This window comes from Pantoea sp. SO10 (genome assembly GCF_005281435.1).
Classification (GTDB): Bacteria; Pseudomonadota; Gammaproteobacteria; order Enterobacterales; family Enterobacteriaceae; genus Pantoea; species Pantoea leporis.
In genome coordinates this window covers 2,970,069-2,989,883 of the sequence record NZ_CP040095.1, presented here as the reverse complement: position 1 = coordinate 2,989,883, position 19,815 = coordinate 2,970,069, and the positions used below count along the sequence as shown (strand labels likewise).

General features: G+C 55.2%; 19 protein-coding genes. 12 read left to right on the top strand and 7 right to left on the bottom strand.

Annotation, left to right across the window (positions count from 1 at the left end):
• Positions 1-6: 6 nt before the first annotated feature.
• Complete coding sequence (tal, locus tag FCN45_RS13855) at positions 7-957, bottom strand: transaldolase (protein WP_101763551.1); 951 nt, start codon at positions 955-957, stop codon at positions 7-9.
• Between the two features lie 341 nt (positions 958-1,298).
• On the opposite strand from tal, the gene maeB reads away from it, so the two are divergent.
• A complete protein-coding gene (gene maeB / locus FCN45_RS13850; protein WP_137386249.1) occupies positions 1,299-3,578 on the top strand; it encodes an NADP-dependent oxaloacetate-decarboxylating malate dehydrogenase in 2,280 nt (759 codons plus the stop codon).
• Positions 3,579-3,682: 104 nt separating this feature from the next.
• Here the strand turns inward: maeB and hemF are convergent, their stop codons facing one another.
• Entirely contained in the window at positions 3,683-4,603 is a 921-nt protein-coding gene (hemF, locus tag FCN45_RS13845) for an oxygen-dependent coproporphyrinogen oxidase (protein ID WP_137386248.1), read from the bottom strand.
• 48 nt (positions 4,604-4,651) lie between these two features.
• Positions 4,652-5,509, bottom strand: coding sequence for an N-acetylmuramoyl-L-alanine amidase AmiA (gene amiA / locus FCN45_RS13840; RefSeq protein WP_110866511.1), 858 nt, complete (start codon positions 5,507-5,509; stop codon positions 4,652-4,654).
• A 211-nt stretch (positions 5,510-5,720) separates the two neighbouring features.
• Between amiA and FCN45_RS13835 the strand changes: the two genes are divergently transcribed.
• The 11 genes from FCN45_RS13835 to FCN45_RS13785 all read left to right on the top strand — a co-directional run bounded on the left by FCN45_RS13835 (position 5,721) and on the right by FCN45_RS13785 (position 15,528).
• The gene (locus FCN45_RS13835) at positions 5,721-6,146 is read left to right on the top strand and encodes a GNAT family acetyltransferase (protein WP_061717913.1); all 426 of its coding nucleotides are present in this window, start codon (positions 5,721-5,723) and stop codon (positions 6,144-6,146) included.
• An 8-nt stretch (positions 6,147-6,154) separates the two neighbouring features.
• Positions 6,155-6,607 (top strand): DUF2919 domain-containing protein, encoded by a 453-nt coding sequence (locus tag FCN45_RS13830; protein WP_233501682.1) that lies wholly within the window; start codon positions 6,155-6,157, stop codon positions 6,605-6,607.
• A 63-nt stretch (positions 6,608-6,670) separates the two neighbouring features.
• A complete protein-coding gene (locus FCN45_RS13825) occupies positions 6,671-7,291 on the top strand; it encodes an RpoE-regulated lipoprotein (protein ID WP_101763568.1) in 621 nt (206 codons plus the stop codon).
• A 102-nt stretch (positions 7,292-7,393) separates the two neighbouring features.
• The gene (locus FCN45_RS13820) at positions 7,394-8,290 is read left to right on the top strand and encodes a Dyp-type peroxidase (RefSeq protein ID WP_137386247.1); all 897 of its coding nucleotides are present in this window, start codon (positions 7,394-7,396) and stop codon (positions 8,288-8,290) included.
• 269 nt (positions 8,291-8,559) lie between these two features.
• The gene (locus FCN45_RS13815) at positions 8,560-9,576 is read left to right on the top strand and encodes a sulfate ABC transporter substrate-binding protein (RefSeq protein ID WP_137386246.1); all 1,017 of its coding nucleotides are present in this window, start codon (positions 8,560-8,562) and stop codon (positions 9,574-9,576) included.
• A complete protein-coding gene (gene cysT, locus FCN45_RS13810) occupies positions 9,576-10,409 on the top strand; it encodes a sulfate/thiosulfate ABC transporter permease CysT (RefSeq protein ID WP_137386245.1) in 834 nt (277 codons plus the stop codon). The genes FCN45_RS13815 and cysT overlap by 1 nt, the downstream gene beginning before the upstream one ends.
• A complete protein-coding gene (gene cysW / locus FCN45_RS13805; RefSeq protein ID WP_101763571.1) occupies positions 10,409-11,281 on the top strand; it encodes a sulfate/thiosulfate ABC transporter permease CysW in 873 nt (290 codons plus the stop codon). The genes cysT and cysW overlap by 1 nt, the downstream gene beginning before the upstream one ends.
• A complete protein-coding gene (gene cysA, locus FCN45_RS13800; RefSeq protein ID WP_101763572.1) occupies positions 11,271-12,359 on the top strand; it encodes a sulfate/thiosulfate ABC transporter ATP-binding protein CysA in 1,089 nt (362 codons plus the stop codon). The genes cysW and cysA overlap by 11 nt, the downstream gene beginning before the upstream one ends.
• Positions 12,360-12,431: 72 nt before the next feature.
• A complete protein-coding gene (cysM, locus tag FCN45_RS13795) occupies positions 12,432-13,313 on the top strand; it encodes a cysteine synthase CysM (protein WP_110866517.1) in 882 nt (293 codons plus the stop codon).
• A 176-nt stretch (positions 13,314-13,489) separates the two neighbouring features.
• Complete coding sequence (locus FCN45_RS13790) at positions 13,490-14,170, top strand: response regulator transcription factor (RefSeq protein WP_008107810.1); 681 nt, start codon at positions 13,490-13,492, stop codon at positions 14,168-14,170.
• Positions 14,167-15,528 (top strand): ATP-binding protein, encoded by a 1,362-nt coding sequence (locus FCN45_RS13785; RefSeq protein WP_137386244.1) that lies wholly within the window; start codon positions 14,167-14,169, stop codon positions 15,526-15,528. The genes FCN45_RS13790 and FCN45_RS13785 overlap by 4 nt, the downstream gene beginning before the upstream one ends.
• Positions 15,529-15,752: 224 nt before the next feature.
• Here the strand turns inward: FCN45_RS13785 and crr are convergent, their stop codons facing one another.
• The 4 genes from crr to cysK all read right to left on the bottom strand — a co-directional run bounded on the left by crr (position 15,753) and on the right by cysK (position 19,800).
• Complete coding sequence (gene crr / locus FCN45_RS13780) at positions 15,753-16,256, bottom strand: PTS glucose transporter subunit IIA (RefSeq protein WP_097096509.1); 504 nt, start codon at positions 16,254-16,256, stop codon at positions 15,753-15,755.
• A gap of 41 nt (positions 16,257-16,297) precedes the next feature.
• On the bottom strand, positions 16,298-18,025 hold the full coding sequence (gene ptsI, locus FCN45_RS13775; protein WP_110866519.1) for a phosphoenolpyruvate-protein phosphotransferase PtsI: 1,728 nt from the start codon (positions 18,023-18,025) through the stop codon (positions 16,298-16,300).
• A gap of 157 nt (positions 18,026-18,182) precedes the next feature.
• Complete coding sequence (gene ptsH, locus FCN45_RS13770) at positions 18,183-18,440, bottom strand: phosphocarrier protein Hpr (protein ID WP_137386243.1); 258 nt, start codon at positions 18,438-18,440, stop codon at positions 18,183-18,185.
• 388 nt (positions 18,441-18,828) lie between these two features.
• Positions 18,829-19,800 (bottom strand): cysteine synthase A, encoded by a 972-nt coding sequence (cysK, locus tag FCN45_RS13760; protein WP_101763577.1) that lies wholly within the window; start codon positions 19,798-19,800, stop codon positions 18,829-18,831.
• Positions 19,801-19,815: the final 15 nt, after the last annotated feature.

Here is a 19,815-nt window from a genome sequence, read left to right as displayed (position 1 = left end):
TGCGGATTACAGACGAGAAGAGAGCACGTCTTCCAGCTTCTGCTGGTCGACGGCGAACTGACGGATGCCGTCTGACAGTTTTTCTACCGCCATCGGATCCTGATTGTGTTCCCAGCGGAATTCCGCTTCAGACAGTGAAGCCGGCTGATGGAAACCTTCGGTTGATGGCTCCAGCTTACGCTCCAGCGGCGCGTCGCTATTGGCCAGCTCTTCCAGCAGGTTAGGGGAAATGGTCAAACGGTCGCAGCCGGCCAGCGCCTGAATCTGTTCCACTTTGCGGAAGCTGGCGCCCATGATGACGGTGCTGTAACGGTGCTTCTTGTAGTAATCGTAGATACGGCGCACAGATTTCACGCCCGGATCTTCATCAACCACATACGGATCCATCGGTTTGCGGGTGTTGTACCAGTCGTAAATACGGCCAACAAACGGAGAAATCAGGAACACACCGGCTTCGGCACAGGCACGCGCCTGAGCGAAGGAGAACAGCAGCGTCAGGTTGCACTGAATGCCGTTTTTCTCCAGCTCCTCGGCGGCTTTGATGCCTTCCCAGGTTGACGCCAGTTTGATCAGAATGCGTGAGCGGTCGATGCCGTGCTCTTCGTACAGACGCACCAGCTTCTCGGCTTTGGTGACACACATGCCACGATCGAAGGAGAGGCGCGCATCCACTTCGGTCGAAACACGGCCCGGTATGCTTTTCAGAATTTCCATACCGAGGTTGATCGCCACTTTGTCGCTGGCGTTGATGATTTGCGTCTCTTTGCTGCCGCCCTGTTTTTTCGCGTAGTCGATGGCGTCATCAATCAGATGTTTATAACCCTCAAGACCGGCGGCTTTCAGAATCAATGAGGGGTTGGTGGTCGCGTCTTCTGGATTGTAATGGCGAATGGATTCGATATCGCCGCTGTCCGCCACCACGGTGGTGTATTGTTTCAATGCATCTAGCTGGTTCATCACTTAACTCCTTGATTAGCAATAATGTGGGCAAAGGTGTTGCACCCATTCCTGTTAAGTATTGGTCCAACACAGTGCTACAGACGTTACACGAAGAAAATGCGTTTTCTCTGATTGTGGCGTCGTGGCGCTTAAGAGGTGCGATAGTGAAAGGAGGACTGGCCTAAACGGTTCAGCTACGCTTTTTGCCATCAATAAGGATAGCAGGCTGTGCCGATCCCGCAGGCGAAGCGGTGGCAATCCGTGCCTTTCAGTCTGTGCGTTCTTTGAGCGCCTTCACCCTCTTTTGTGCCGCACATTCCTATACTGAATGCCTATTTAGCGATGCCAAAGGATGCCCAATGGACGATCAACTCAAGCAAAGCGCGCTCGATTTTCATCAATTTCCCACGCCCGGAAAAATTCAGGTTTCACCCACCAAACCGTTAGCCACGCAGCGCGATCTGGCGCTGGCCTATTCGCCTGGCGTCGCTGCGCCTTGTCTGGAAATTGCCGCCGATCCGCTGGCGGCGCGCAAATACACCGCGCGTGGCAATCTGGTGGCGGTGATCTCCAACGGCACCGCGGTGCTGGGGCTGGGTAACATTGGCGCGCTGGCGAGTAAGCCGGTGATGGAAGGCAAGGGCGTGCTGTTTAAAAAGTTCGCCGGCATTGACGTGTTTGATATCGAAATCGATGAACGCGATCCCGATAAGTTGATTGAGGTGATTGCCGCGCTGGAACCCACTTTTGGTGGCATCAATCTGGAAGATATCAAAGCGCCCGAGTGTTTCTATATTGAGCAACAGCTGCGTGAGCGCATGCAGATCCCGGTATTTCACGACGATCAGCACGGCACGGCGATCATCTGTACCGCGGCGGTGCTCAACGGCTTAACCATCGTTAAAAAAGCCATCAGCGAGGTGCGGCTGGTGGTTTCCGGCGCAGGCGCTTCGGCGATTGCCTGCCTGAATCTGCTGGTGGCGCTCGGCATGCAGCAGCACAACATTGTGGTGTGCGATTCCAAAGGGGTGATCTATCGCGATCGCGAGCCGAATATGACGCCGACCAAAGCGGCCTATGCGGTGGCCGACAGCGGCGCACGCACGCTGGATGATGTGATTGGCGGCGCGGATATTTTCCTTGGCTGTTCCGGCCCCAAAGCGCTGACGCCGGAGATGGTGCAGAAGATGGCGCAGCATCCGCTGATTCTGGCGCTGGCCAATCCCGAGCCGGAAATCATGCCGCCGCTGGCCAAACAGGTGCGGCCCGACGCGATTATCTGCACCGGGCGCTCTGATTTCCCCAATCAGGTGAACAACGTGTTGTGCTTCCCGTTTATCTTCCGTGGCGCGCTGGACGTGGGTGCCACGGCGATCAATGAAGAGATGAAGCTGGCGGCGGTGCACGCGATTGCGGCGCTGGCGCAGGCGGAACAGAGCGATGTGGTGGCGTCGGCGTATGACGATCAGGATCTGAGTTTCGGCCCGGAATACCTGATCCCCAAACCGTTCGATCCGCGTTTAATCGTGCAGATTGCGCCCGCGGTGGCGAAAGCGGCGATGGAATCGGGCGTCGCCACGCGACCGATTGAGGATTTTGATGCTTATCGTGAGCAGCTCACCGAGTTCGTCTATAAAACCAATCTGTTTATGAAGCCGATCTTTTCGCAGGCGCGTAGAGATCCCAAACGCGTGGTGCTGGCCGAAGGCGAAGAGGTGCGCGTGCTGCACGCCACGCAGGAGCTGGTGACGTTAGGGCTGGCGAAGCCGATTCTGATTGGCCGGCCAAATGTCATCGCTATGCGTCTGCAAAAGCAGGGTTTGAAGATCGAGGCGGGCAAAGATTTTGAGATCGTCAATAACGAATCCGATCCACGTTTTAAAGAGTACTGGAATGAGTATTACCAGATCATGAAACGGCGCGGCGTGACGCCGGAAACTGCCCAGCGCGCGGTGATCGGCAATCCCACGCTGATTGGCGCGATCATGGTGCATCGCGGTGAGGCCGATGCGCTGATCTGCGGCACCATCGGCGATTATCAGGAACATTATGATGTGGTGGAGAAAGTGTTTGGGCTGCGAGAGGACGTGAAGGTGGCGGGCGCGATGAATGCGCTGCTATTGCCGAGCGGCAATACCTTTATAGCTGACACCTACGTTAATGAAGATCCCAGCGCAGAACAACTGGCGGATATCACGCTGCTGGCGGCGGAAACGGTGCGACGCTTCGGCATTGAACCGCGCGTGGCGCTGCTGTCGCACTCCAGCTTTGGCACCTCAAATGCGCCGGGCGCGCGCAAAATGCGCGACGTACTCGCGTTGATTCAGCAACGCGCCCCGGATCTGGAGATTGACGGCGAAATGCACGGTGATGCGGCGCTGGTCGAGAGCATTCGCCGTGAACTGATGCCGGACAGCCCGCTAAAAGGCACCGCGAATTTGCTGATTATGCCGAACGTCGAAGCGGCGCGTATCAGCTATAACCTGCTGCGCGTCTCCTGCTCCGAAGGTGTCACGGTGGGCCCGGTGTTGATGGGGATCAGCAAGCCGGTGCATGTGTTGACGCGTATCGCCTCGGTGCGGCGCATCGTGAATATGGTGGCGTTAGCGGTGGTGGAGGCGCAGACCGAGCCGTTGTAACGACTTGATTGGCGAATGTGTTGCGCCGCAATGAAATTCTGCACACCTTGTCGCGGCGCAATTCATTGCGCGATAAATCGCGCCGCTACGGGGTGTGCGGTTTGTTAATTTTGTAGCTTCAACCAATCTTTGACTGGCAGGAAGTCGCGGTACAAGGCGGCTTCGGGGGAATCGGTTTCTGGCTGATAATCGTATTCCCAGCGCACCAGCGGTGGCATCGACATCAAAATGGATTCGGTGCGGCCGCCGGTTTGCAGGCCAAACAGCGTGCCGCGATCCCACACCAGATTGAACTCGACGTAGCGACCACGACGATAGAGCTGGAACTGGCGCTCGCGATCGCCCCACGGCAGCGCTTTGCGCCTGGCCACAATCGGCAGGTAGGCGTTGGCAAAACCGTTGCCGACTGCCTGCATGAAATCGAAGCAGTAATCGAAATCGGGCGTGTTCAGGTCGTCATAAAACAGACCGCCGATACCGCGCTGCTCGTCGCGATGCTTAAGGTAGAAGTAATCGTCGCACCACTTTTTGTAGCGCGGATAAACCTCCTCACCAAACGGCTGGCACAGATCGTGTGCGGTTTGATGCCAGTGCAGCGCATCCTCTTCGAAGCCGTAATAGGGCGTAAGATCGAAACCGCCACCAAACCACCACACCGGATCGGCGCCCGGTTTTTCCGCAATAAAGAAGCGCACGTTGGCGTGGCTGGTGGGCACGTAAGGATTGGATGGATGCACCACCAGCGATACGCCCATCGCTTCAAAGCTGCGCCCGGCCAGTTCAGGACGATGCGCGGTGGCGGAGGCGGGCATTTGATCGCCATGCACGTGCGAGAAGTTAACGCCGGCTTGTTCAAACACCGCACCATCACGCAATACGCGACTGCGTCCGCCGCCGCCGCCGGGACGTTGCCACTCATCTTCGGCAAAGCTCGCCTTGCCATCTTCCGCCGCTAATTGGGCGCAAATATCATCTTGCAGCGCCAGCAAAAAGGCTTTGACGCGGGAAATATCGGGATTGCTCATCAGTCACTCGTTCCGGAAATTTGCCGCGATTCTACCACAGGATAAAGGCTATGCTTCGCGACGATCGACCTCATCGAAGTAGCGGGTGATGCCGTCGGCAATGGCGCTGGCAATTTTCTGGCGGAACGCCTGCGTGCCAAGCAACTGCTCTTCACGCGGATTGGTAATGAAGGAGGTTTCCACCAGCACCGAAGGAATCGACGGCGATTTCAGCACGGCAAACGCGGCCTGTTCGGTGTGCTGGCTGTGCAGATGATGCACCGGGCGAATCTGATCGAGGACGTGTTTACCCAGCGTCAGGCTGTTGCGAATGGTATCGGTCTGCACCAGATCGAACAGAATCTGGTTGAGGTAATGATCTTTATCCTGCACCTCAGCACCGCCCACTTTGTCTGCATCGTTTTCACGCTGCGAAAGGTAACGCGCCATCGCGCTGCTGGCACCGCGATTGGAAAGGGCAAACACCGATGCGCCGTTAGCATCCGGGCTGGTGTAGCCATCGGCGTGAATCGACATAAACAGGTTAGCGCCGTGCTGGTGGGCGATTTCGACGCGCTGATAGAGCGGAATAAAGTGGTCGCTGTCGCGCGTCAGGCGCACTTCGATGCGTGGATGCGATTGCAGCAGCGTCTTCACGGTATTGGCGATCGCCAGCACAATGTGTTTCTCTTCCGAGCCCTCTTCGCCGACGGCGCCGGAATCGATGCCGCCGTGGCCGGGATCGATCATCACGATGCGTTTGCCGTTGCTGGCGGGTTTCGGTGGCGTATGACGCGGACTAACGCGCAAATCGCTGTTCTGTTCTTTGGCCTGCACCGCACGCGGTGACAACACCGCCAGCGCTAAACCGGAAAGTATCAGTTGGCGACGATTGGTAAGGCGCTTAAGCAGTGAAATCTTCATCATTTACGGGTCCATGGCAGGTAAATCCTGCCCCGTGTTATAGCGTAACAATTGCCAGGCGGCGACCTCGCAACTATTTCAAGTGTTTACTTTCTATTGCAACAGACTAACAGCGATGTCGCGCTTTTTTTGCTCCGTTGTCACGCGTGAGGGTTGCGCCTGGCAAAGAATGCGTGATAATCAGCGAATTGTGCCTAACAGCAGGGTAACGTCGATGGAAATCCGTTCTTTCCGCCAGGAAGATTTTGAAGAAGTGATCACGCTCTGGGAGCGTTGCGATTTGTTACGCCCATGGAACGATCCAGAGCTGGACATTGAACGCAAAATGAACCATGACGCGGAACTGTTTCTGGTCGCGGAAGTCGGTGGCGAAGTGGTCGGTACGGTGATGGGCGGCTACGACGGCCATCGCGGCTCCGTCTACTATCTGGCGGTGCATCCTGATTATCAGGGCCGTGGCTTTGCCAATGCGTTGATGAATCGTCTTGAGAAGAAGCTGATTGCGCGCGGTTGCCCAAAAATCAATTTGATGGTGCGCGAAGAGAACGATCAGGTGGTGGCGTTTTACGAAAAGCTCGAATACGAGCCGGTGGACTCGCTGCTGCTGGGCAAGCGTTTGATTGAAGATCGCGAGTATTGAGGGTCGGTTTGAAATACCTTCCCGAAGAGTACGATGCGAAAGGGCAGCTGCGGCTGCCGTTTCTTTTCTGGCTGATCCTGTTACTGCAGGCGCGCACCTGGCTGCTGCTGGTGATGGCGGGCGCATCACGCCAGCAGGGCAATGATTTGCTGGCGCTGTTCTATCCCGACCGCCAAAGCTTCTGGCTGGGGCTGGCGTTAGGCATTCCGGCGGCTATCGGCTTATTGCTGACCGGCTATCGCCAGCGCTGGCCGCGCCTGTGGCAAAGCTGGCGTCATGTGTTGAGCGCATCGCTACTTGTCAGCCTGCTGTGGCAGGGTTCCAGCCTGCTGCAAGGCGCCTTTCCCGACTCGCCGCTGCCGCTGTTATTGACGCTATTTGACCTGCTGGCGTTGTTCTGGCTGCAAACGCAACCTCGCCTGCGCGACTGCTTTCTGCCGGAACATCAGCAGGTCGAATAAACTTTTTGCCGGTTTGTGACTCCAACAGGCACGCCAATCGGCTTAGCAGATCAAGGAGTTTTCATGAAAGTTGTTCGTCACGCACTGCTGGTTAGCAGCATGGTTCTGGCCGGCTGCGCCAGTTCGGGTTCCTCTGGCAGCGCGAGCGATAGCGAAAGCCATTGGTACAATCCGCTTAGCTATCACTGGTCGGCGCTCAATCCACTCGGCTGGTTTGGTGGATCGCTGGAGGTCACCGAGCAAGGCGTTGCGGGCCTGACGAGCACCACCTCAATGTCGGAAGACGCCATCCATAAAGCGCTGAACGGCGATTACAAACTGCGTCAGGGCATGCGCACGCAGAATGGTCAGGTGATGGATTTCTGGCAGGCGCTGGATGGCGACAACGTTAAATTGGTGATTAACGGCAGCAGCAGCGTGGAGCGCATTGAAGTGCAGGATGCCGATGCCAAAGCGGCGGACGGCAGCAAGATCGGCGATCTGTTCAGCGACAAGTTCAGCAAAGCCTTTAATAACTGCAAAATGGTCACCGGTCTTGATGCACGCGATGTTGAGTGCCGTGCGCCGGGCAGCCAGCACATCTCCTACATTTACAGCGGTGAATGGCATGGTCCGGAAGGCTTGATGCCGTCGGACGATACCCTGAAAAGCTGGAAAATCAGCAAGATTGTCTGGCAGCGTTAAACCAGATAAAACTTGCTTAAAAACCCGCTCAAAGAGTGTGGCTTTCCGGTATGATGCGGGCGAAAAAAACATCGTCTAACCTTCATGCCGGAGAGCATTGCAATGTCTCAGTTTCAGAGCGGGATCCTGTTGGAGCACCGCCGTTTCGCCATTTGGCTCGAAGCCCGCGTCACGGGCGATCTTGACGCGCTGCGCCAGGGCAGCAAATTCTTCTTACAGCAGCTTGAAGCGCTGCAGACGCAATTCAGTGATGCCGGATTGGGCGCGGTGATCGCCTTTGGTGATGCGCTGTGGCGCGATCTGCAAGGCAACGCTTCTGCACCTGAACTCAAAGCTTTCGCCGCGCTTGGTAACGGCATTGCGCCTGCCACGCAGCGCGATTTGCTGATCCATATTCAATCCCAACGACATGACGTGAACTTCGCGCTGGCTCAGGCGGCACTGAGCGCCTTTGCCGCTGCGGTCAATATCGAAGAAGAGACGCACGGTTTCCGCTGGATTGAAAATCGCGATCTGTCGGGCTTCGTCGATGGCACGGAAAATCCGCAGGGCGAAGCGCGCAAGGAGGTAGCGATTATCAGCGCAGGTGCAGATGCGGGCGGCAGCTATGTGTTTACCCAGCGCTGGGAGCACAACCTTAAGCTGTGGAACCGCATGGCGGTGGAGAAACAGGAAGCGATTATTGGCCGTACTAAAGAGACGGATGAAGAGTTGCCGGGCGATCAGCGTCCTGCGACATCGCATCTCAGCCGTGTCGATCTGAAAGAAGAGGGGAAAGGGCTGAAAATTCTGCGCCAAAGCCTGCCATACGGCAGCGCCAGTGGCACGCATGGGCTGTACTTCATCTCTTACTGTCATCGTCTCTACAATATTGAGCAGCAATTGCTGAGCATGTTCGGCGAGCGCGACGGCAAGATGGACGCCATGCTGCGCTTCACCAAACCGGTTAGCGGCAGCTACTTTTTTGCGCCGTCGCTGGATGCTTTGCAAGCGCTGTAACCTCTATGTATTAAGGTCAACCTGGCGCGATTCATCGCGCCGCTACGGATATCAGCCCTTATTTGTCGCGGCGCCATTTATTGCGCAATGAATCGCTTAATGCCGATTTACATTTCCATTCGCCGCATAAACTCTCCCGCCGTCTTATGCCTTTTTAGACTTTGAAATCCCTAAACGATATATAAAACCGTTACAGCTTTCCCCTGAGTTATAAATACACTGACAGCATCTAATGGCATTGGCTTAACTGCCGTCTTTCAGGGTGCAGCATGACGCTTCCGATTTCGAAAAAATGGCTTGGCGGTATCGCGCTGTCGTGTGCTTTAGCCGGTGCGGCGCAAGCGACCGAGTTGCTGAATAGCTCTTACGACGTTTCGCGCGAACTGTTCGTTGCCCTGAATGCACCCTTTGAAAAACAGTGGGACGCTGCCCATCCCAATGACAAGCTGACCATCAAGCAGTCGCACGCCGGTTCTTCTAAGCAGGCGCTGGCAATTCTGCAAGGGCTGCGCGCCGATGTGGTGACCTACAATCAGGTGACCGATGTGCAGGTGCTGCACGACAAAGGCCAACTGATTCCCGCTGACTGGCAACAACGTCTGCCAAACAGCAGCTCACCGTTTTACTCCACCATGGCGTTTCTGGTGCGTAAAGGTAACCCCAAGCAGATTCACAGCTGGGCCGATCTGGCGCGCGATAACGTGAAGCTGATTTTCCCTAACCCAAAAACCTCGGGTAACGGCCGTTACACTTATCTCGCCGCGTGGGGCGCTGCCGATCAGGCGGATGGCAAAGATAAAGCCAAAACCAGAGCCTTTATGGCGAAGTTCCTCAAGAACGTGGAAGTGTTTGATACCGGCGGTCGCGGTGCGACCACCACCTTTGCCGAGCGCGGTCTGGGCGATGTGCTGATCAGCTTTGAATCGGAAGTGAATAACATCCGTAATCAGTACGGTAAAGACGACTACGAAGTGATCGTGCCAAAAACCAATATTCTGGCGGAGTTCCCGGTGGCGTGGGTCGACAAAAATGTCGAGCACAACGGCACCGCAGACGCGGCCAAAGCTTATCTGAATTATCTCTACACGCCCGAAGCACAGAAAATCATCACCACTTACTACTATCGCGTGAATAACCCGCAGCTGATGGCGGAGCAGAAAGATCGCTTCCCACAAACTGAACTGTTCAACGTCAAAGACGCCTTTGGCGGCTGGGATAACGTGATGAAAGTCCATTTTGCCAATGATGGCGAGCTGGACAAATTACTGGCAGCGGGGCGCGGTTAATGTTCGCGCTCGCTCAAAAACGTGTTTTGCCGGGCTTTGGATTGAGCCTCGGCACCAGCTTACTCTTCACCTGTCTGATTCTGCTGCTGCCGATCAGCGCGCTGCTGATGCAGCTGTCGCAGATGACGCTGGCGCAATACTGGGCGGTGATTAGCCATCCACAGCTGATCGCCGCGTATAAAGTGACGATTCTGGCGGCGGGCGTGGCCTCGATGTTCAACGCCGTATTCGGCATGCTGATGGCGTGGATTCTGACGCGTTATCGCTTCCCCGGCCGCACGCTGCTGGATGGTTTGATGGATCTGCCGTTTGCGCTGCCGACTGCGGTGGCAGGTTTAACGCTGGCGGGTCTGTTTTCGGTCAACGGCTGGTACGGTCAGTGGCTGGCGCATTTTGATATAAAAGTCTCTTACACCTGGCTCGGCATCGCTGTGGCGATGGCCTTTACCAGCATTCCGTTTGTGGTGCGTACCGTGCAGCCGGTGCTGGAAGAGTTAGGTCCGGAATATGAAGAAGCCGCGGAAACGCTGGGCGCAACGCGCTGGCAGAGCTTCCGTCGCGTGGTGCTGCCAGAAGTGGCGCCGGCATTGCTTGCCGGCACTGCGCTGTCGTTTACCCGCAGCATCGGTGAGTTTGGCGCGGTAATCTTTATCGCCGGCAACATCGCCTGGAAAACGGAAGTGACCTCGCTGATGATTTTTGTGCGTCTGCAGGAGTTTGATTATCCGGCGGCGAGCGCCATCGCCTCGGTGATCATGGCGGCTTCCTTGCTGCTGCTGTTCGCGATTAACACCTTGCAGAGCCGCTTTGGCCGTCGCTTAGGAGGCCACTGATGGCGGAGATTTCACACATCAACCACGCCGACCGCCAGCCAATCAACTGGGGCAAGTGGCTGCTGATTGGCATCGGTGCGCTGGTTTCCATCCTGCTGCTGGTGGTGCCGATGGTTTCCATCTTCTGGGAGGCGCTCAACCAGGGTTTGGTTGCCTCGCTGAGTAACCTGAAAGATGGCGACATGCTGCACGCCATCTGGCTGACCCTTTTGGTGGCGCTGATTACCGTACCGGTCAACATGGTGTTCGGTACGCTGCTGGCGTGGCTGGTGACGCGCTTCACCTTTCCCGGCCGCCAGCTGCTGTTGACGCTGTTTGATATCCCGTTTGCCGTGTCGCCGGTGGTTGCCGGTTTGATGTATCTGCTGTTCTGGGGCGTCAACGGTCCTGCCGGTGGCTGGCTGGATGCGCATAATATTCAGATTATGTTCTCCTGGCCGGGCATGGTGCTGGCCACCATCTTCGTTACCTGCCCGTTTGTGGTGCGTGAATTGGTGCCGGTGATGCTGAGCCAGGGCAGTCACGAAGATGAAGCGGCGGTGCTGCTGGGCGCATCCGGCTGGCAGATGTTCCGCCGCGTGACGTTGCCGAATATCCGCTGGGCGCTGATGTACGGCGTGGTGCTGACCAACGCACGTGCGATTGGTGAATTTGGTGCGGTCTCGGTGGTTTCGGGATCGATTCGCGGCGAAACCTATACCTTGCCGCTTCAGGTTGAATTACTGCATCAGGATTACAACACCGTGGGCGCCTTTACTGCCGCCGCGCTGCTGACCCTGATGGCAATCGTAACGCTGTTTCTGAAAAGCGTGGTGCAGTGGCGATTAGAGCATCAGCAGAAGCGCCTACAGGAGGAAAATCATGAGCATTGAGATTAAACAAATCAACAAATCGTTTGACCGCACATCGGTTCTTAACGACATCTCTCTGGATATTCCTTCCGGCAAGATGGTGGGACTGCTGGGGCCATCCGGTTCTGGTAAAACCACGCTGCTGCGTATCATCGCTGGGCTGGAACATCAGAACAGCGGACAGATCCATTTCAATGGCAAAGACGTCAGCCGCATCCATGCGCGCGATCGTCAGGTGGGCTTTGTGTTCCAGCACTACGCGCTGTTCCGCCACATGACGGTGTTCGACAATATCGCCTTTGGCCTTACCGTTCTGCCACGTCGCGAACGTCCAGGTGCTGCTGAGATCAAACAGCGCGTTACGCGTCTGCTTGAGATGGTACAACTTTCCCATCTGGGCAACCGCTTCCCGGCGCAGTTGTCGGGTGGACAGAAGCAGCGTGTAGCGCTGGCGCGTGCATTGGCGGTAGAACCGCAAATTCTGCTGCTGGATGAGCCGTTTGGCGCGTTGGATGCGCAGGTGCGTAAAGAGTTGCGTCGCTGGTTGCGTCAGTTACATGAAGAGTTGAAATTCACCAGCGTGTTCGTGACCCACGACCAGGAAGAAGCGATGGAAGTGGCGGACACCGTGGTGGTGATGAGCCAGGGCAACATCGAACAGGTTGGCACGCCAGATGACGTATGGCGCGATCCATCGACGCGCTTTGTGCTGGAATTCCTTGGCGAAGTGAATCGTTTTACAGGCGAAGTACACGGCTCGCAGTTCCATGTGGCAGCGCATCGCTGGCCGCTGGGCTACACGCCTGCGCATCAGGGCGAAGTTGAACTGTTCCTGCGTCCGTGGGAAATCGATATTTCACGCCAGAGCAGCCTGGAAACGCCTTTGCCGGTGCAGGTGCTGGAGATCAGCCCGCGCGGCCACTTCTGGCAGTTAGTCGTTCAGCCGAGCGGCTGGCAGGGCGAGGTGTTCTCCGTGGTGTTCGACGGCGATCACCATGCGCCGATGCGTGGTGAACGCCTGTTCGTTGGCCTGCAACAGGCGCGAATTTACCATGGCACTACGCCGCTTCGCCCGGTTGCCTTTGCCGAGAGCGCCTGATATTTTTGACACTCCTTCGGGCGGGACTTTCCCGCCCGTTTTATTTGCCCCTCTTTCGTCTGGAATTAAACCGTGACCACACTGGAAAATACCATCGGCAATACGCCGTTGATAAAGTTGCAGCGCCTGACGCCTGATAACGGCAGCGAGATCTGGCTAAAGCTGGAAGGCAACAATCCAGCCGGTTCCGTCAAAGATCGTGCGGCCTGGTCGATGATTCATCAGGCGGAGTTGCGCGGTGACATCAAACCGGGCGATACCTTAATTGAAGCCACCAGCGGCAATACCGGCATTGCGCTGGCGATGATCGCCGCGATGAAGGGCTACAAGCTGCGCCTGCTGATGCCCGATAACATGAGCCAGGAGCGCCAGGATGCGATGCGCGCCTACGGCGCTGAATTGCTGCTGGTATCGCGCGAGCAGGGCATGGAAGGGGCACGCGATTTGGCACAGGCGATGGCCGATCGCGGCGAAGGACGCGTGCTGGATCAGTTCAACAATCCCGATAATCCGCTGGGCCACTATCTCACCACGGGCCCGGAAATCTGGCAGCAAAGCGCTGGCCGCATGACGCATTTTGTCTCCAGCATGGGCACCACCGGCACCATTACCGGCGTTGGGCGTTACCTGAAAGAGTTCGCGCCAGCGGTGCAGATAATTGGCCTGCAGCCACAAGAGGGCAGCAGCATTCCCGGTATACGTCGCTGGCCGGAAGCCTATCTGCCCGGCATCTTCCGCCCGGAGTTAGTGGATGAGGTAATCGATATGGCGCAGCGCGAGGCGGAAGAGACCATGCGCGCGCTGGCGCAGCGTGAAGGGATCTTCTGTGGCGTCAGCTCTGGCGGTGCGGTGGCCGGCGCATTGCGTATCGCCACGGCGCAGCCTGGCAGCGTGGTGGTGGCGATTGTGTGCGATCGCGGCGACCGCTATCTCTCAACCGGCGTTTTCCACTGATCCCACTTTCCCACCGATGATTTGGCCTGCGCGTACTGTGATGGTACGTCCAGGCCATTTTTGTCTATAGTCTTCGTAATATTCGTCTGACGTAAGCAACGTAAGGATCGCGTAAAACCGGCTGCGTTCGTTGTGGACTCAGGACAAAATAGCGGCAATTTACACGAGAGATAACGATGAAAATTCTGCTGGTTGATGATGATGTAGAACTTGGCACCATGTTGAGCCAATACCTGATTGCTGAAGGTTTTGAAACACAACTGGTTTTAACCGGTAGCGCCGGGGTGGAAGGCGCGTTATCGGGCAACTATACCGCAATGATTCTCGACATCATGCTGCCTGATATGAGCGGCATCGATGTGCTGCGCCAGGTGCGGCAGAACAGCCGATTACCGGTAATTATGCTGACGGCGAAAGGCGACAATATTGATCGGGTGATCGGCCTGGAAATGGGTGCGGATGATTACATGCCGAAACCGTGCTATCCGCGTGAACTGGTGGCCCGTCTGCGCGCCGTGCTGCGTCGCTTTGAAGATCAGACTCCGCTGCCGGATAAGAAAGAACTGCTACGCTGGGGCGATCTCAGCCTCAATCCCGCCACACGTATCACCGAGTGGCAGGGCAAAGCGTTCGATCTGACGGCTTCAGAGTTTAACTTGCTGGATCTGCTGCTGCGTGCGCCGGATCGCGTGGTGTCGAAAGATGAGCTGTCGGAAAAAGGCCTTGGTCGTCCGCGCGAAGCTTACGATCGTAGCGTTGATGTGCACATCAGCAACATCCGTCAAAAGCTGGCAGCGTTAACTGCCGACAGCGTCAACATTGAAACTGTGCGCAGTATTGGTTATCGCATTCGATGAAACACAGCTATCGCGGCCGCATGTTCTGGAAAATTTTGCTGGGCTTCTGGATTGTGTTTGTCATCATCAGCCAACTGTTGTGGCTAGGTTTTACGCTCTCCGGTAATCGACATGAGCCGCCAGAGCTGGTGGCGATTCGGCGTATCGTTAATCTGCAAATGGCGTCAGCGGTTTCAGTGCTGGAGCGCGGTGGTCCCAGCTCGCTTGATGACATGATGGCCGACTGGGAACCGAACGATCGGCAATTCTTCTCGGTGATCCAGCACGAAAAACCCGCTGCGACGCCCAACAATGCGCCGCCAGAAAGCATCAACGAACCCTTTCAGGGACCGTTTCCTGATGTGATTGTGCGCTGGGTAAAAGGGCAGGATGGCAAACAGTACGAGCTGCGTTACGACGTTAAAGGTCTGCGCGAAGACAGCTCAATGGGCGGCGGCCGCCCGCGCCGCATCCTGAATATCCCCGAACCGATGTTTACCTTCGCTGGCGCATTGGGGCTGCTGTTTAGCCTGTTGCTGGCGTGGAACCTGACGCGACCCATGCGTCAACTGCGTGAGGGCTTTGCGCGCGTCTCCAGCGGTGATTTGTCGGTACGGCTCTATCCGGTGATGCGCAAACGCCATGATGAGCTCTCGAACGTTGCGCAGGATTTTGATGCGATGGTTGAGCGCCTCGATACGCTGGTGAAAGCACGTGAGGAGCTACTGCATGATATCTCCCACGAGCTGCGTTCACCGCTGGCGCGCTTGCAGCTGGCGACCGGCCTGGCGCGGCAGACGCCGGAATCCGTCGAATCGTCGCTCAATCGCATTGATGAGGAAGCCCGACGCCTCGACAAGATGATTGGCGAGCTGCTGACGCTTTCGCGTGCTGAGCACGAAAGCATGCCGGGGGAACAATATTTCGACCTTACCGGCCTGCTGCATGCGGTGGTGACCGATGTGCGCTACGAAGCGCAGATTCCCGGCGTGATTGTCGATTTTCAGGTGGATGAGAATGCCGATTACACCGTTCACGGCAATGCGGAACTGATTCGTCGTGGTGTGGAGAATGTGCTGCGCAATGCGCTGCGTTTCTCGCACAAAGGGCAGCACATCAACGTGCGGCTGCAGGCGGAAAATCAGTGGCTGGCAATTAGCGTGCGCGATCAAGGGCCGGGCGTGGACGATGAGAAGCTTTCGAGCATCTTCGATCCTTTTGTACGGGTTAATTCTCCGCTGATGGGCAAAGGCTACGGTTTGGGGCTATCGATTGTGCGTAAGGTGATTCTGGCGCATCACGGTGAAGTTCAGGCGGTAAATCGCCCGGAAGGTGGTCTGGAGTTAACGTTAAGGTTACCGCGCTGGAAACCGGAATGATTTTTCCTGATAACGCGCACATTTGCTACACCGGGCAGGACGACGGGGCAGAGGAGTAAAGCGTCCCGCGCCATGGACGGCGCGGGCCGAGGCCCAGGGACGGTTTATACCGTCTTTACGATCTGACCCGTCGTCCTGGCCGCTCCTCGCACATACAGAGTTAAGTAAACAAAAAACGGCACCCATTGGGTGCCGTTTTGCAATTCTCACGAATCAGCCGAAGTTTACTTTTTAATGCGGATAACCGGAGTCTCGCCCACAGTTACCTGACCGGAGAGTTTGATCAGCTCTTTAATCTCGTCCATGTTCGAGATTACAACCGGCGTAAGCGTGGATTTCGCTTTCTCTTCCAGCAGTGCCAGATCAAACTCGATCACCACGTCGCCTTTCTTAACCTTCTGGCCTTCTTCAGCGATGCGTTTGAAACCTTCACCTTTGAGCTCAACCGTGTCGATACCGAAGTGAACAAACAGTTCGATACCGTTATCAGACTCGATTGAAAATGCGTGGTTAGTTTCGAAAATCTTGCCGATAGTACCATCAACCGGTGCAACCATTTTGTTGCCGGTAGGTTTGATTGCGATACCGTCACCCACGATTTTCTCAGCGAATACCACATCAGGTACGTCTTCGATATTTACGATTTCGCCTGACAGAGGCGCAACGATATCAATAGTGCCTGACGCGCTCTCTGATTTTTCGCCAAAAAGTTTAGAAAACAAACCCATGATCTTCTCCTAAGCAGTAATTTGAGGCTAGCGTCCGTGGATCAGCAGAGCGTTTTTTCTTTAATGAACTTGTTGACCAAATTCATCAAATCATCCGCTGTTGGTTGATCCAGAGCCTGCTCCGCCAATGCCTTCGCATCTTCGAAATTAGTATTACGAATGATTTTCTTGATGCTTGGGATTGAAATGGCGCTCATGCTGAATTCGTCCAGCCCCATTCCCAGTAACAGTAGTGTAGCACGTTCATCACCAGCCAGCTCACCACACATGCCGGTCCATTTCCCTTCGGCATGTGATGCGTCGATCACTTGCTTAATGAGGCCAAGAACAGACGGCGTCATTGGGTTATAGAGGTGTGAAATCAAATCATTACCACGATCGACCGCCAGAGTATACTGCGTCAGGTCATTTGTCCCAATACTAAAGAAGTCGACTTCTTTCGCCAAGTGGCGAGCAATCACTGCGGATGCTGGCGTTTCAACCATGATGCCGACTTCGATGGTCTCATCAAAGGATTTGCCTTCTTCACGCAGTTGCGCTTTCAGCAGCTCCAGTTCGCCTTTCAGAATGCGAACTTCTTCTACTGAAATGATCATTGGGAACATGATGCGCAGTTTACCGAATGAGGATGCACGCAGAATCGCGCGCAGCTGCGCATGCAGAATCTCTTTACGGTCCATGGCGATACGAATCGCGCGCCAGCCGAGGAACGGGTTGTCTTCTTTCGGCAGGTTCATGTAAGGCAGATCTTTGTCGCCGCCGATGTCCATGGTACGCACGATAACCGCCTGCGAACCCACGGCTTCAGCCACGGCTTTATACGCCTGGAATTGTTCTTCTTCGGTTGGCAGTGAATCACGGTCCATAAACAGGAACTCGGTACGATACAGGCCAACACCTTCCGCACCATTGCGTTCAGCACCGGCAACATCACGCACGGTACCGATGTTAGCGCAGACTTCAACCTGATGACCGTCCAGCGTAATGGCTGGCAGATCTTTCAGTTTCGCCAGTTCATGCTTTTCAGACAGATATTGAGTCTGAATTGCTTTCAGTTCTTCCTGCACGTCATCAGTTGGATTGACGTAAATTTTGTTGTTCACGCCATCAATGATCAGGAAATCACCGTTTTTCACGGTGGCAGTCACGTTGCCGGTGCCGACAATCGCAGGCAGCTCAAGCGAACGCGCCATGATCGAGGTGTGAGAAGTACGCCCACCCAGATCGGTAATAAAGCCCAGCACCTTTTTCAGGTTCAGCTGTGCGGTTTCTGACGGCGTTAAATCTTTCGCCACCAGAATAGATTCGTCAGCAATTGCGCTCAGGTCGACAATGTGCAGACCGAGAATGTTCTGCAGCAGACGCTTACCAATATCACGTACGTCAGCCGCACGCTCTTTCAGGTATTCGTCATCCAGTTCTTCCAGTGCAACGGCCTGGCCTTCAATCACGGTGTGAGCAGCGGCGTCCGCGGTAGCGTGGTCTTTCTTGATGAGGTCGATGATTTCCTGCTCAAGCTCTTCGTCTTCGAGCAGCATGATGTGACCTTCAAAGATCGCCGCTTTCTCTTCACCGAAGGTTTCACCGGCTTTAATGCGAATGGCTTCGAGCTGTGAAGCAGCTTTGCTGCGTCCATCGAGGAAGCGCTGAACTTCCTGCTCAACCTGATCGTCAGTAATTTTTTTACGGCTGATGACGATCTCATCTTCCTTCAGCAAAAGTGCGTTGCCGAAAGCGATACCCGGTGATGCTAAAATGCCTGAAATCATAACCCTACCTTTTAATCACGATGGCTCATTGACCCGATGCGTCGCCACTGTCGCGGAGCAGTACTCTAAAGATGCAATAACGCGGACAGATTGTCCGCGATCAAGATATTTGCACTCAATGGGGCAAAGGGGTCGGTTTAGTTGCGAGCTGAGCCGGTTACTCCAGCTCAGCCATCAGCTTGACCAGGTGCTCAACCGCTTGCTGCTCGTCTTCACCTTCAGCAGACAGCGTAACAACCGTACCTTGAGTCAGACCCAAAGTCTGCAGTTTGAACAGGCTTTTCGCGCTGGCAGATTTGCCATTAGAGGTCACATTGATTTCTGAATTAAAAGCCTTTGCTTCTTTAACGAACTGGGCTGCAGGACGAGTATGAAGGCCGTTAGGTGCGGTAATGGTAACTTCTTGCTGGAACATTCTATTTCCCCAACTTTATCAGGTTTGGTGTTATGGATCTAAAGTCTAGCCTGGAGCCGTAACTTTAGCCTGTGTAGGTGCGCTGGTATGGCTTTAAGCTCACCATAAAATGCGCTCGAATGAGTACGTCATTAACAGTGACAGATCAAAAACTGCACGAATGCGTCACTCTTCTCATTATGCCGTGATTCGCCGTTTCGCCAAATCAGTAAATCGATTCAGCTTGATCCACTTCAAAGGCAGATTAATTTCAGGCACCGAAATAATTGGAAGCTTAAATACCAGAGCCGCATCACTGAAAGCAATCTGTCTGGTGATAAAAGTGAGATCTGCACCACAAAAAAGCACCCATTCGGGTGCTTTTTTCGTCAGTTTCAGACTTTAAGCATCACTGCTGGAGTTCTTTCTCAGTGAAGAGATCGGCAAACAATGCGGTACTTAAATAACGTTCGCCAGAGGAGGGCAGAATCACCACGATGTTCTTGTTGGCGAAGGCTTCATCTTCTTGCAGCTTCAGCGCGGCAGCAACGGCAGCACCTGAAGAGATACCTGCTAAAATACCTTCTTCTTCCATCAGCTTACGGGCGGTGCTAATGGCTTCTTCATTGGTGATCGCCACTACGCGGTCGATCAATTCCAGATCAAGGTTGCCAGGAATGAAGCCGGCACCGATGCCCTGAATTTTATGTGGGCCTGGTTTGATCTCTTCGCCCGCCAGTGCCTGAGCAATAACCGGTGAATCGGTTGGCTCAACGGCAACGGTAATCAACTCGGTCTTGCCTTTGGTATTCTTGATGTAGCGGCTCACGCCTGTCAGCGTACCGCCGGTGCCCACGCCCGCAATAAACACGTCCACTTCGCCGTCGGTGTCTTCCCAAATTTCTGGACCGGTGGTTTTTTCGTGGATTTCCGGGTTGGCTGGGTTGCTGAACTGCTGCAACAGCACATATTTGTCCGGATCGCTGGCGACAATCTCTTCCGCCTTCGCGATGGCACCTTTCATGCCTTTAGGACCTTCGGTTAGCACCAGGTTAGCTCCCAGCGCTTTCAGCAGCTTGCGGCGCTCAATTGACATGGTTTCTGGCATGGTTAGCGTCAGCTTGTAACCGCGCGCTGCGGCGACGTAAGCCAGCGCAATACCGGTGTTACCGCTGGTTGGTTCAACCAGCTCAACGCCCGGCTTCAAAATACCGCGTTTTTCCGCGTCCCAAATCATATTGGCACCGATACGGCATTTGATGCTGAAGCTCGGGTTGCGCGACTCGACCTTAGCCAGAATGCGGCCGTTACCGATGCGGTTCAGTCGAACCAGCGGCGTATGACCAATTGTCAGAGAGTTGTCTTCATAGATCTTACTCATAGCTCGTCCTTAACT

Excerpts from the sequence above, each read along its gene's own strand:
- FCN45_RS13820 (WP_137386247.1), top strand. The coding sequence starts at position 7,394 with ATGTCTCAGTTTCAGAGCGGGATCCTGTTGGAGCACCGCCGTTTCGCC.
- cysA (WP_101763572.1), top strand. The coding sequence starts at position 11,271 with ATGAGCATTGAGATTAAACAAATCAACAAATCGTTTGACCGCACATCG.
- cysT (WP_137386245.1), top strand. The coding sequence starts at position 9,576 with ATGTTCGCGCTCGCTCAAAAACGTGTTTTGCCGGGCTTTGGATTGAGC.
- cysW (WP_101763571.1), top strand. The coding sequence starts at position 10,409 with ATGGCGGAGATTTCACACATCAACCACGCCGACCGCCAGCCAATCAAC.
- FCN45_RS13815 (WP_137386246.1), top strand. The coding sequence starts at position 8,560 with ATGACGCTTCCGATTTCGAAAAAATGGCTTGGCGGTATCGCGCTGTCG.
- tal (WP_101763551.1), bottom strand. The coding sequence starts at position 957 with ATGAACCAGCTAGATGCATTGAAACAATACACCACCGTGGTGGCGGAC.
- FCN45_RS13785 (WP_137386244.1), top strand. The coding sequence starts at position 14,167 with ATGAAACACAGCTATCGCGGCCGCATGTTCTGGAAAATTTTGCTGGGC.
- hemF (WP_137386248.1), bottom strand. The coding sequence starts at position 4,603 with ATGAGCAATCCCGATATTTCCCGCGTCAAAGCCTTTTTGCTGGCGCTG.
- maeB (WP_137386249.1), top strand. The coding sequence starts at position 1,299 with ATGGACGATCAACTCAAGCAAAGCGCGCTCGATTTTCATCAATTTCCC.
- amiA (WP_110866511.1), bottom strand. The coding sequence starts at position 5,509 with ATGATGAAGATTTCACTGCTTAAGCGCCTTACCAATCGTCGCCAACTG.
- FCN45_RS13825 (WP_101763568.1), top strand. The coding sequence starts at position 6,671 with ATGAAAGTTGTTCGTCACGCACTGCTGGTTAGCAGCATGGTTCTGGCC.
- ptsI (WP_110866519.1), bottom strand. The coding sequence starts at position 18,025 with ATGATTTCAGGCATTTTAGCATCACCGGGTATCGCTTTCGGCAACGCA.
- FCN45_RS13790 (WP_008107810.1), top strand. The coding sequence starts at position 13,490 with ATGAAAATTCTGCTGGTTGATGATGATGTAGAACTTGGCACCATGTTG.
- crr (WP_097096509.1), bottom strand. The coding sequence starts at position 16,256 with ATGGGTTTGTTTTCTAAACTTTTTGGCGAAAAATCAGAGAGCGCGTCA.
- ptsH (WP_137386243.1), bottom strand. The coding sequence starts at position 18,440 with ATGTTCCAGCAAGAAGTTACCATTACCGCACCTAACGGCCTTCATACT.
- cysK (WP_101763577.1), bottom strand. The coding sequence starts at position 19,800 with ATGAGTAAGATCTATGAAGACAACTCTCTGACAATTGGTCATACGCCG.
- FCN45_RS13835 (WP_061717913.1), top strand. The coding sequence starts at position 5,721 with ATGGAAATCCGTTCTTTCCGCCAGGAAGATTTTGAAGAAGTGATCACG.